The sequence below is a fragment of the Gluconobacter oxydans DSM 3504 genome, from assembly GCF_000583855.1.
Taxonomy (GTDB): domain Bacteria; phylum Pseudomonadota; class Alphaproteobacteria; order Acetobacterales; family Acetobacteraceae; genus Gluconobacter; species Gluconobacter oxydans.
In genome coordinates this window covers 1,569,358-1,580,000 of record NZ_CP004373.1, presented here as the reverse complement: position 1 = coordinate 1,580,000, position 10,643 = coordinate 1,569,358, and the positions used below count along the sequence as shown (strand labels likewise).

The following is a 10,643-nucleotide window of genomic DNA, read 5'->3' as shown; positions in this document are numbered from 1 at the left end:
ATGCAGCGGACCTGACGCTCGCCGATTTCCTGGGCGACTTCCAGAACCAGCGTGTGATCGCCGTTCTGGACGTGCAGGGCGTTCAGAATGAAGGGAAGATCGCCTTCGAACTGCACGTCCACGACCGGACCACGCACCTGGGTGACACGGCCGACCACGTTGTTGGCAGCTCCGGCAGAAGGGGTAAGAGTTTCGGACATCGGATTCGTCTCCTGCGTGATCTCAAACGGCTTCTGCGCCGGAGATGATTTCGATCAGATCGTTGGTGATGTTGGCCTGACGCGTGCGGTTGTACTTCTGCGACAGACGGTCGATGGCCTTGCTCGCATTGCGGCTGGCATTGTCCATCGCGGTCATCCGCGCGCCCTGCTCCCCGGCAGCGCTTTCCAGCATGGCCGAGAAAATCTGGACCTGCAGGTTGCGCGGCAGAAGCTGCGTCAGGAGGGTCGCCTCATCAGGCTCGAATTCGTACTGCGCCGTATCGGCATCAGGTGCGGCATTGTCGTTCTCGGGAACCGAAAGCGGAACCAGAGGCGCCTGAACCGGAATCTGCGTCATGGCGTTGAGGAAGCGGTTATAGACCAGCGTGCAGCGGTCGATTTCGCCCGCGTCCAGCATGGTGGCAATCCGGCTTCCGATATCGGTCGCCTTATCGAAACCCACATCCTTGCCATCACTGCCAGCCAGACGATCGGTGATCATCTCCGGATAGTGACGTACGAGGATGTCTGCTCCCTTGCGGCCAACCGGCAGGATGCGAACCGTCTTGCCTTCAGAGACAAGCGTGTCGACCAGCTGACGGGCACTGCGGACGATATTGGCATTGAAGCCGCCGGCAAGGCCACGATCAGAGGTCAGCACCACCACGAGATAGGTCTGGTCCTTGCCTGTTCCCGCCAGAAGACGCGGCAGACTGGCTGCGTCCTCACCACGGGTTGCCGTCGCCAGCTCCGCCATCATGCGACGCATGGCGTCGGCATAGGGACGGGCCGCTTCGGCCTGCATCTGGGCGCGTCGCAGCTTGGAGGCTGCGACCATTTTCATCGCGTTCGTGATCTTGCGCGTCGATTTGACGCCCGTGATCCGTCCGCGCAGTTCCTTCAGCGAAGCCATGGGCTATCCTCAGGCCGAAAAGCGCTTGCCGAATGCTTCGAGCAGCTCCTTGAGCTTGCCTTCCGTCTCCGGCTTGATCTGGCGGTCATTGCGGATGGCCGTCAGGATATCAGAACCCGCACCGCGCAGTTCGGACAGAAGAGCGGCTTCGTAGGCCACAACCTTATCCACGGCGATCGGATCCACGTAACCGCGCGTACCGGCGTACAGGACAACAACCTGCTCTTCGACGGGCAGCGGGGATGTCTCAGGCTGCTTCAGCAGCTCGACCAGACGGGCACCACGATCCAGCTGCTTGCGGGTCGCTGCGTCCAGGTCGGAAGCGAACTGCGAGAAGGCAGCCATTTCACGATACTGGGCCAGCTCCAACTTGATCTTGCCGGCAACCTGCTTCATCGCCTTGATCTGGGCTGCGGAACCCACACGGGACACCGAGCCACCGACGTTCACGGCCGGGCGGATGCCCTTATAGAACAGATCCGTCTCAAGGAAGATCTGACCGTCGGTGATGGAGATCACGTTGGTCGGGATATAGGCGGCCGTATCGCCAGCCTGCGTCTCGATGACCGGCAGGGCCGTCAGGGAGCCGCCGCCATTGGCGTCGGACATCTTGGCCGCACGCTCCAGCAGACGGGAGTGCAGGTAGAACACGTCACCCGGGAAAGCTTCACGTGCCGGCGGACGACGCAGCAGCAGCGACATCTGACGGTAAGCCACAGCCTGCTTGGACAGATCGTCGTAGCAGACAAGGGCGTGCATGCCGTTGTCACGGAAGTACTCACCCATGGCGCAGGCCGTGTACGGGGCAAGATACTGCATCGGAGCAGCATCGGAGGCCGTGGCGGCGACAACGATGGAGTATTCCATGGCGCCATGCTCGGTCAGCGTGCGGACCAGGTTTGCAACCGTGGAGCGCTTCTGTCCGACTGCGACATAGATGCAGTACAGGGACTTCTTCGGATCGCCTTCGGCATTGACCGGCTTCTGGGCGACAATGGTGTCGATCAGGATGGCGGTCTTGCCCGTCTGACGGTCACCGATGATCAGCTCACGCTGGCCACGTCCGATGGGAACGAGAGCATCAATGGCCTTGATGCCCGTCTGCATCGGCTCGCTGACCGACTGGCGCGGCATGATGCCAGGAGCCTTCACTTCGGCGCGACGGTATTCGACATCCGTCAGCGGGCCACGGCCGTCGATCGGGTTACCCAGACCGTCAACCACGCGTCCCAGCAGGCCCTTGCCGACCGGGACTTCAACCACGGACTTCGTCCGCAGGACGGTGTCGCCCTCGCGGATGCTGTCACCGTCGCCGAACAGAACCACACCGACATTGTCGGCTTCGAGGTTCAGCGCCATGCCCTTGAGGCCTGTGCCTTCGAACTCGACCATTTCACCGGCCATGACGTTCGTCAGGCCGTAGACGCGGGCGATGCCGTCGCCGATGGACAGGACCGTGCCCGTCTCGGAAACGGTCTCGACCTGGTCGAACGACGCGATCTGCTGCTTGAGGATGTCCGAAATCTCAGCGGGACGGATATCCATCACGCGGCTCCCTTCATGGCGTTCTGCAGGCGGGTCAGGCGCCCGGCGATCGAAGTATCAAACAGTGTGGAACCGATCCGCACGGTCATGCCGCCGAGCAGGGCGGCGTCCGTACGTTCGGTCATGGACACGCGGCTGTAACCGGCTTCGGCCAGACGGGCCTGAAGCTGGCTGCGCTGCGTGTCAGTCAGAGGCTGTGCGGAGCGGACTTCGGCAACGACTTCACCGCGCAGGGCGGAATCGAGCGCCAGAACACCGTCCAGAATGGATGCAAGATCAGGCAGGCGGCGATTATCGGCAATGACGCCAACAAAACGACGCAGGACGTCGCCGAAACCGAGCTTCGACATCAGGACGTTCGAAACCGTCCGGCCCTGACGGATATCCATCCGGGCGTCAGCCAGGAATTTCCGCAGATCGTCGCTTTCGGCAATGGCGGCACGCAGCGCCTTCACTTCACCCAGAACATCGGAAAGATTTCCCTGCTCCGAAGCGAGATCATAAAGCGCACGGGCATAGCGCTGGGCCAAGCCCCCTGTATGTCCAACCTGCGGCACCTGTGTCACCGTCACACGCGTGTTCCGTCTCACTAAATCCGCCGCAGAGTGCGGCCGGAACCGGCTTATCCGGCTCCTTGCATCAAAACTGTCCGGACCGGGCATACACGTTCCTGCGCAGGATTCGTCTGAAACCCGGTCCTCCACTTGGCGCCGCCTCTAGCACGCTGTCCGGTTCCTGCGCAACCGAGACGATACGCAAATCCCCTTTCATCCGGCCGCCAGTCGGACGAAGGTTTGCGTTTTCCCCTGCCGGACTGGCATGACGGGGGTTCCACAGTGATTTTTCGGGGGTTCTTTACTCCCGTCCAGCACACTCCCTCCAAACAGCCACGGAAACCCGATGACCATCCAGAAGCGCCTCTTTTTCCTGCTGGGCGCCCTGTCCGTCCCCGCCCTTCCTCTCCTGGCCCTGACCACGGCGGCCCGAGCGACCCCTGTCGAGGACAAACCGTCCTTCCCGACCATTTCCTACTGGGACAACTGGACCGATCCGCAGGGCGTCACGCATCTGACCAAGTGCAAGATGTCGACATTCCATGAGGATTCGATCACGCCGACCGGGGATAAGGTCATGCTCAGCACGCCCCATGACGGACCGGCAACCGTGACGATACGGGTTCAGCCCCCGCACTGGAAAGGCGGATGGAACGAGAGCCATCAGGTCCAGTGGATTGTACCGCTGTCAGGAATCTATTTCGTCAAGGCGATGGACGGGACCAGCGTGGAGCTGAATCCGGGTGATGTCCTGCTCAGTGAGGATGTGGCACCCGTCGCTCACGGCACCGATCCGAAAGGTCATGAATCAGGAAATGTCGGCGATGCCGCTGTCGCCCTGCAGATTCTCAAATTCGGAGAAGCGACGCCATCACACGTCCCCTGTCAGGGACAGTAAGGCAGCGATATCAATTTCAAGGAGAATCTGGAGCGGGCGAAGGGAATCGAACCCTCCTAAGAAGCTTGGAAGGCTACTGCATTACCACTATGCTACGCCCGCTCAGATGGGAGTGTCCTTACTCCATCTGCTCCCACGCCCGCAAGAGGGGAAAATCCAAAATGGAAATTCCACAACAAAGATGTTCAGGCCCCTTGACTTTTAGTCCTGAACATTCTCTTTTGCGGCCACTGTCGCTGGCATGACGTTTCAAAACGTCCTGCCCGATGATAGGGGTGTAGCTCAATTGGCTAGAGCGCCGGTCTCCAAAACCGGAGGTTGAGAGTTCGAGACCCTCCGCCCCTGCCACTCCTTCTCGCCGGATGTCCTTCCCGACACCGGGAGCGGGATTTTCACTTGATTCGAGGACGATGGTGTCGGTCAGTACCCCGAAAGACGAGTCGCGGAAAACGGCGCCTCAAAAGAGCGGATCCGGCTTCAATCTGGTGGCCTACGTCCGTGACGTGCGCGCCGAAGCGAAGCGTGTCACGTGGCCGACCCGTCGCAACACCCTGATCACGTCAGGTGCCGTGCTGGTCATGGTTACCGTGACCTGCATCTTCTTCTTCATCGTGGACCAGGTGATCGGCCTCGGCGTCCGCGAACTTTTTGGCGTTGGAGGCTAGGTTCGCACCATGGCGAAGCGTTGGTACGTTGTTCACGTCTATTCCGGTTTCGAGAAGAAGATCGCGAGTCACATCCAGGAACAGGCTGCACAGAAGGGCCTGTCCGACCATTTTGAACAGATCCTTGTTCCCTCCGAAGACGTGACGGAAATGCGCCGCGGCCGTAAGGTCAATGCAGAGCGCAAGTTTTTCCCCGGCTATGTTCTCGTCAAGATGGAACTGACGGACGAAGCCTGGCATCTCGTCAAGGACACCCCCAAGGTCACGGGCTTCCTCGGAACCCGCAACCGTCCGACCCCGATTACGGCAGCCGAAGCCGACCGGATCATGAAGCAGGCCCAGGAAGGCGTTGAGCGTCCCCGTTCCAGCCTGTCCTTCGAGATCGGCGAGCAGGTCCGCGTGGCCGATGGTCCGTTCACCTCCTTCACCGGCATGATCGAAGATGTCGACGACGAGCGTCAGCGCCTCAAGGTCAGCGTCTCCATCTTCGGCCGCTCCACACCGGTCGATCTGGACTTCACGCAGGTCGAGAAGCTCTAAATCCTTTCAGGTTCCATTGCTTCCAACAAAAAAGGCTCCCTTTCGGGAGCCTTTTTTGTTGGTGCACCTGATGGTTCTCAATCCTTCAGGGGCGGCGGCAGAACGCGCAGTTTTGCGGCCGCCTGATCCGCGATGCTGGCAACACCCTGACTGAGCGCTGCTGTCAGCTTTGCCGTGCTGGATGCGACAGGCTCTGGCGACTGCCACACCACAGGCGTGGTCATCACGGGACCGATCATCTTTCCGGCCGGATGGACGGACAGCATTCCCGTCACGAGTGCGTGTCCGGCCGAATCGGCTTCGAAATTGCGGATGGTCAGTTCCACATAGGCCGCAGGCGTCGTCGTGACCGCATCATCCTGCGCGAAGACAGTCGTGCCCGGCAGGCGCTGGGCCAGATCGGTCATCAGCGTGTGGCCCAGCATATCGGGAAGCGCCTCGCTCCAGCTGCTGCCCGAAGCCAGCTTGGTCTGGTAATCCTCACTGGCCTTCACGATCGTGTCGCGATCAAGCCGCGCACTCACAACAGGCGTCCGGACCTCGACCACGGCGGGACCTCCTGCCTGGGACACACCCGGCAGAGGGGCCAGCGTATAGAGCGTCGGATCGCTGCTGCAGGCCGAGAGGAGGCCCGTCAGCCCCAGAGCTCCCACCAGGGACAGGAAACGAAGGCGGGACGTCGAAGACTGTGTCATGGCTCAGTTCCTGCGGCCGGTGATAAGAGCGGAAGGATGGTGATCCAGATAATCCGTGAGGAACCGCAGGGAGCGGGACATCTGGGTCAGCTGGGTGATCATGTTCTGAAGGCTGCGGTGGAAATCCGTATCGCCGCCATAAGCCCCCAGAACCGACTGGGCGTTCGCCAGCGTACCCTGCAGACCCTTCATCAGCGCCGGCAGGTTCTGGTTGGCGGTTTTCGTCAGCCTGCTCAGGTTCTGTAGCGAATCGCGCAGCGCTGCGAGGGACTGCGTGACTTCCGGACTGTTCAGACGGCCATCCGCATGCGCCAGAAGATCGTTCACGTGACCACCGATTTCGGTCAGCGGCATTGCCGCAATCTTGTCGGTGATGGTGGAGACGGACTCCATGATTCCGTCCATTCCGCCAGCCTGGCTGGGGAGAACGGCAACGTCGCCTTCATAGGTCAGAGCCGTGACAGGGGCGTTCTTGACGAATTGCAGGGCAATCATGGATTCGCCGGTCAGGAAGCTGGCGCTCTGAACCGAGGCGCGCATTCCGTCAGCCACAAAGGCCTGGAGATACTTCTCGACGGGCGGCTCCTTGCTGTTCTCGATCCGGTCATCCCAGTTGGACAGCATACGCTCCGGCTCGAGCTCCATATCCACGCGGACGCGGGGAAGTTTCGTGGGGCCTTCGAGAAGGAGACGGACATCGGTAACAGTACCGATCTGCAGACCGAACATGGTGACCTGACTGCCGTTCGTCAGGCCTTTGACGGAGGAGTTGATGTAGGTCACGACGCGCAGGCGCTTGTGGTAGCGCGCGTTGTCGGCATCAGCCTCGCTGGCATAGAGCTTGAAGACGGAATTGGCCGGCGCATCGGGCAGATCGATGTTGCGGCGGCGCTCCGGCAGACCAAAGGCGATGCCGCCCGAGAACAGTGCCTGAAGCGATTTGAGCTGGACCTTCAGACCACCGGCACCAAGGCCGACCTGAACGCCGGAAACGTTCCAGAAACGGCTGTCCGTGCGCAGATAGTGATCATAGGGCTCCTTGACGAAAGCCTGGATGACGATAGGCCCCTTCCCGCCCGGCGGCATCGTGTAGCCCAGCACCTCACCCACCTGAAGGTCACGGAAAAAGACCGGCGACCCCGGACCAAGCGAGCCCAGCGACGGAGACACGAGCCAGAACGTCTCGCCCGGCTGGTCCGAACGAACACCCGGCGGCGATTCGAGACCCTTGAAGGACTTCTGGTAGTGGCCGTCATCGCTTCCCGGATCCAGGGCGATATAGGCGCCGGAGAACAGTGTATCGAGGCCGGTGATGCTGGCGCCGTTGATCCGCGGACGCACGACCCAGAACCGGGTGTGATCGGTCAGGATATGCGCGCTGTTGGCGTTCATCTGCACCGTGACATCGACATGTTTCATGTCGTCACTCAGGGTGATGTCCTGCACCGTACCCAGCGTCACGGCCTTGTTCTTCACCTGCGTCTGGCCCGGAGTCAGGCCATCCGCCGTTTCAAACGTGATGGTGATGACGGGACCACGCGTGGCAAAATGCTCCCACGCCAGCCATCCGGCGATGAGAATGGCCACCACCGGAATCAGCAGAATGAGGGAGAAGCGGGTGCGGCGCACCGGGGCTTCCTTCGGCGAGACCGTTGGCTCCCCCCGGTTGTTTCGGGAATCGCTCACGCGCGTCCAGGCTCCATGTCAGTAGGGTCAGAAGAAGGCAGGTGCGGCACAGGATCGGACGGAGACGGCGTCTCCGGCTCCCTGGTGTCCGCTGCGGGGCCTGCGACCGCGCCGTTGAGGCCGGCTGCATCCCACATGCCGCGGGGATCGAAAAGCTCTGCGGCGAAAATGGTCAGGATCACGACCAGAGCAAAGCAGACCATCCCCGGATCGGCCGTGACATTGGCCAGAAAACCGAAATGCACGACGGCGACGAGAATGGAAATCATGAAGACGTCGATCATGGACCAGCGGCCGATAATGACGACAAGGCGGTAGAGTTTCGCCAGATGCCTGAGCTGCCAGCGACCTCCGAGGCGGGTGCTGATGATCATGATCGTCAGGGCGACGATCTTGAGGACAGGCACGGTGATACTGGCGAACAGCACCAGCAGGGACAGCGGGATCATTCCCGCCTGCCACAGTTCGATCACACCGCTGATGATGGTGCTGGGCGCACCATGGCCGACCTTGGTGTAGGTCATGACCGGCAGCAGATTGGCCGGCAGGTAGAAAACGACACTGGCCACGAGAAGACATGTGGCCGAGGCAAGACTCTGCGGTTTGCGGCGGCGCAGGATCTGCCCGCAGCGGGGGCAGTCACCCATGTCCTGTTCCTGCGGCACGGTATGGTCGAAGGCCATGACCAGATTGCAGGCGTGGCAGGACAGCATGTTCTCCACGGGGGGGATGACGCCATTACGGGCATCCAGATGGGCGACATCCAGCAGATGGCCCTGATGATCGTCGAGCTGGGGGCGGATGTCGCGGCTGCGCCAGATCCGTTCGGCGTCGAAGGTCGAGTCCACGGCCGCCATGCTCAGCATCAGGCCGCCCAGCAGATAGACGCCAGGCTGAAGGATAACGAGGGCGAGGTCCACGAGCTTGGTGTAGGCCACCAGAACGCCGAGGACATACACCTCCACCATCGACCAGCCACGGAGGCGGTCGTACCAGGTGAGAAGACGCGGGGTCCAGTCAGGCATCTGGGGACGGGAGGCACCAAAAAGGATAGCCGCCATCAGACCAATGATGACGCCGGGCATAAGGATCGTCACCAGAGCGACGAGAACGCCGATCGCACCATAGCCCTGATGGCCGAGTTCGATCGGGCCGCTCATCAGTGAGACCGTGTTTTCACGTCCGTAGACGTTCAGGGTCATGAGGGAACTGATGAGGAGCGTGACGTAGAGCGCGGCGGACGTAATGCAGAAAGCGGCGGGGGCACCGATCAGGGATGTCCGACGGCGACGGGCAAGCTGGCAGCCGCAGCGCAGGCATTCGGCGAGATGACCGGGTTTCAGGCGCGGAACATGCTGGAAGAGACCGCAGGTCGGGCATTCCCGCAGACCTTCCACCGCGTGGATGGATGCGTGGGGCTCCTGACTGCGGGAAAAGCTGACGGCGTTGCGCCACAGTCGTTTATGAAAACGGTCAGACATCGGGCTCCTAACCTAACGCAGGGAGCCGTCTTTTGACAGTCCGCCCTCTTCGGGCAGCCCTCCGCATCGGGATATCGGGACTCATCGTAGTCCCATCTCAGGCGGATTGCCCAGAGGAAGCCGGTTTTATCGGCAATATTTTGAAAAATTGTGAAGATCCGGAAACCAGCGCATCAGATCATCTCTCTGCCTGCATGACAGGAGAAAGGTGTTTCTGATCCGGATTTTCGGAAGACCTTGATGGTGCCGGTGAAGAGATTCGAACTCCCGACCCCATCATTACGAATGACGTGCTCTACCAGCTGAGCTACACCGGCGCACCCATCAAGGTGGGCGCGTTCTAACCGAGCCCTCGGGGCTTGGCAAGCCGGAAAATGCACAAACCGTGTCGGGATCTCAATAGCCGCGTCCGGTATCGATGACGCCGGTCATGGGTTCACCGGCTTCATAGCGGCGCAGATTGGCCAGAACGGCCTCGGCTGCGGTGTCCGACTGGGCAGCGCTGGCGATATGCGGGGTCAGGAAAATGCGCGGATGATCCCAGAACGGATGTTCGGGCGGCAGCGGTTCGGGGGTGGCGACATCGAGCACGGCCTGTGAGAGCTGGCCACTGTCGAGGGCGGGAATCAGATCGTCCTGCACCAGATGACCACCGCGGCCACAGTTGATGAGACAGGCGCCTTTGGGCAGCTTTTCAAACAGGCTGCGATTGAGGATGCCGCGCGTGGCGTCCGTCAGCGGGACGAGGCAGACGAGAATGTCGGTCTCCGCCAGAAAGGCATCCAGCTCCCCTGCCCCGGCAAAGGACTTTACACCCGGCACCTCGCGGCGACTTCGGCTCCAGCCCCGACATTCATAGCCGAAGGAGACGAGCTTCTCCAGAACCGGACTGCCAAGTTCTCCCATGCCCATGAGGCCGACGCGATAGAGCTTCGCCAGACGGTTATGTGAGCCATCCCAGACATGTTCGCGCTGCTGGCGGGCATAGCGGAACATGTCGCGATGGAAAGAGAGCACGGCCCACAGGACATATTCGATCATGCCCTCCACCAGACTACTCTCCACCATGCGGATGATCTGCACGCCCGGTGGCACATTGGCGAGATTGAGCTGGTCGATCCCCGCGCCCAGCGAAAACAGGACTTCGAGATTGGGAAAAAGCGTGGCGAGATCGTCCGGTGTCTTCCAGGCCGCGAGATAACGGACATCCTCTTTCGGGCCGGTTTCGGGCCAGATATGGAACGGGATGTCGGGACGGGCCTTCGCGAACTTCTCGCTCCAGACCTTCGCGCGTTCGGGCGTATGATGGAAGACGATCGACATTCTGCGTGCTCTCCAGCCGGAAATATGTCCGGCGATGCTCGCGCCACGGGGAGTTCGGATCAACCCCGCACACCTGTTTGTGTATGGCCACCTGTCGGGAACGCAGGCCAGGTTCGGACGTAGAGGGGGCTGGATCTCATACA

At 61.2% G+C, this 10,643-nt stretch carries 11 protein-coding genes and 3 tRNA genes (1 of these 14 running past the window's edge); 4 read left to right on the top strand and 10 right to left on the bottom strand.

Annotated features, from left to right (window positions below):
- The 4 genes in view from atpD to atpH are tightly spaced (at most 22 nt apart) and all read right to left on the bottom strand, a layout consistent with a single transcriptional unit that may run on beyond the window.
- A protein-coding gene (gene atpD, locus GLS_RS07075; protein ID WP_011252863.1) for a F0F1 ATP synthase subunit beta crosses the window boundary here: on the bottom strand, positions 1–200 show its beginning. The gene continues 1,264 nt to the left of window position 1, outside the view; the window shows 200 of its 1,464 coding nt (coding positions 1–200); its start codon is at positions 198–200; the stop codon falls past the left edge of the window.
- Positions 201–222: 22 nt separating this feature from the next.
- Positions 223–1,113 (bottom strand): F0F1 ATP synthase subunit gamma, encoded by an 891-nt coding sequence (locus GLS_RS07070; RefSeq protein ID WP_041111693.1) that lies wholly within the window; start codon positions 1,111–1,113, stop codon positions 223–225.
- A 9-nt stretch (positions 1,114–1,122) separates the two neighbouring features.
- Positions 1,123–2,658, bottom strand: coding sequence for a F0F1 ATP synthase subunit alpha (gene atpA, locus GLS_RS07065; protein WP_041111692.1), 1,536 nt, complete (start codon positions 2,656–2,658; stop codon positions 1,123–1,125).
- The gene (gene atpH / locus GLS_RS07060; RefSeq protein ID WP_024717049.1) at positions 2,658–3,230 is read right to left on the bottom strand and encodes an ATP synthase F1 subunit delta; all 573 of its coding nucleotides are present in this window, start codon (positions 3,228–3,230) and stop codon (positions 2,658–2,660) included. The genes atpA and atpH overlap by 1 nt, the downstream gene beginning before the upstream one ends.
- A 328-nt stretch (positions 3,231–3,558) precedes the next feature.
- Here atpH and GLS_RS07055 point away from each other — a divergent pair, with 328 nt between their 5' ends.
- Positions 3,559–4,110 carry a cupin domain-containing protein gene (locus GLS_RS07055; protein ID WP_041111691.1) on the top strand — a complete coding sequence of 184 codons (552 nt, stop codon included), beginning with the start codon at positions 3,559–3,561 and terminating at the stop codon, positions 4,108–4,110.
- A gap of 28 nt (positions 4,111–4,138) precedes the next feature.
- Here the strand turns inward: GLS_RS07055 and GLS_RS07050 are convergent.
- Positions 4,139–4,212: transfer RNA gene (locus tag GLS_RS07050), tRNA-Gly, on the bottom strand.
- Between the two features lie 169 nt (positions 4,213–4,381).
- Here GLS_RS07050 and GLS_RS07045 point away from each other — a divergent pair.
- The 3 genes from GLS_RS07045 to nusG all read left to right on the top strand — a co-directional run bounded on the left by GLS_RS07045 (position 4,382) and on the right by nusG (position 5,315).
- Positions 4,382–4,458: transfer RNA gene (locus tag GLS_RS07045), tRNA-Trp, on the top strand.
- 62 nt (positions 4,459–4,520) lie between these two features.
- Entirely contained in the window at positions 4,521–4,775 is a 255-nt protein-coding gene (secE, locus tag GLS_RS13415) for a preprotein translocase subunit SecE (RefSeq protein WP_024717048.1), read from the top strand.
- A gap of 9 nt (positions 4,776–4,784) precedes the next feature.
- A complete protein-coding gene (gene nusG, locus GLS_RS07035; RefSeq protein WP_011252857.1) occupies positions 4,785–5,315 on the top strand; it encodes a transcription termination/antitermination protein NusG in 531 nt (176 codons plus the stop codon).
- A gap of 77 nt (positions 5,316–5,392) precedes the next feature.
- Here the strand turns inward: nusG and GLS_RS07030 are convergent, their stop codons facing one another.
- The 5 genes from GLS_RS07030 to GLS_RS07010 all read right to left on the bottom strand — a co-directional run bounded on the left by GLS_RS07030 (position 5,393) and on the right by GLS_RS07010 (position 10,500).
- On the bottom strand, positions 5,393–6,010 hold the full coding sequence (locus GLS_RS07030; protein ID WP_041111690.1) for a PqiC family protein: 618 nt from the start codon (positions 6,008–6,010) through the stop codon (positions 5,393–5,395).
- A gap of 3 nt (positions 6,011–6,013) precedes the next feature.
- Entirely contained in the window at positions 6,014–7,696 is a 1,683-nt protein-coding gene (locus GLS_RS07025; RefSeq protein ID WP_041111689.1) for a PqiB family protein, read from the bottom strand.
- Positions 7,693–9,177, bottom strand: a complete 1,485-nt coding sequence (locus GLS_RS07020; RefSeq protein WP_041111688.1) for a paraquat-inducible protein A — start codon at positions 9,175–9,177, stop codon at positions 7,693–7,695. The genes GLS_RS07025 and GLS_RS07020 overlap by 4 nt, the downstream gene beginning before the upstream one ends.
- A 241-nt stretch (positions 9,178–9,418) precedes the next feature.
- Positions 9,419–9,494: transfer RNA gene (locus GLS_RS07015), tRNA-Thr, on the bottom strand.
- A gap of 79 nt (positions 9,495–9,573) precedes the next feature.
- Complete coding sequence (locus GLS_RS07010) at positions 9,574–10,500, bottom strand: 2-hydroxyacid dehydrogenase (RefSeq protein WP_041111687.1); 927 nt, start codon at positions 10,498–10,500, stop codon at positions 9,574–9,576.
- Between the last annotated feature and the right edge of the window lie 143 nt (positions 10,501–10,643).

Bases quoted from the DNA above. Each gene is read 5' to 3' on its own strand.
- GLS_RS07070 (WP_041111693.1), bottom strand. From the start codon at position 1,113: ATGGCTTCGCTGAAGGAACTGCGCGGACGGATCACGGGCGTCAAATCG.
- atpA (WP_041111692.1), bottom strand. From the start codon at position 2,658: ATGGATATCCGTCCCGCTGAGATTTCGGACATCCTCAAGCAGCAGATC.
- GLS_RS07055 (WP_041111691.1), top strand. From the start codon at position 3,559: ATGACCATCCAGAAGCGCCTCTTTTTCCTGCTGGGCGCCCTGTCCGTC.
- secE (WP_024717048.1), top strand. From the start codon at position 4,521: ATGGTGTCGGTCAGTACCCCGAAAGACGAGTCGCGGAAAACGGCGCCT.
- nusG (WP_011252857.1), top strand. From the start codon at position 4,785: ATGGCGAAGCGTTGGTACGTTGTTCACGTCTATTCCGGTTTCGAGAAG.
- GLS_RS07030 (WP_041111690.1), bottom strand. From the start codon at position 6,010: ATGACACAGTCTTCGACGTCCCGCCTTCGTTTCCTGTCCCTGGTGGGA.
- GLS_RS07020 (WP_041111688.1), bottom strand. From the start codon at position 9,177: ATGTCTGACCGTTTTCATAAACGACTGTGGCGCAACGCCGTCAGCTTT.
- GLS_RS07010 (WP_041111687.1), bottom strand. From the start codon at position 10,500: ATGTCGATCGTCTTCCATCATACGCCCGAACGCGCGAAGGTCTGGAGC.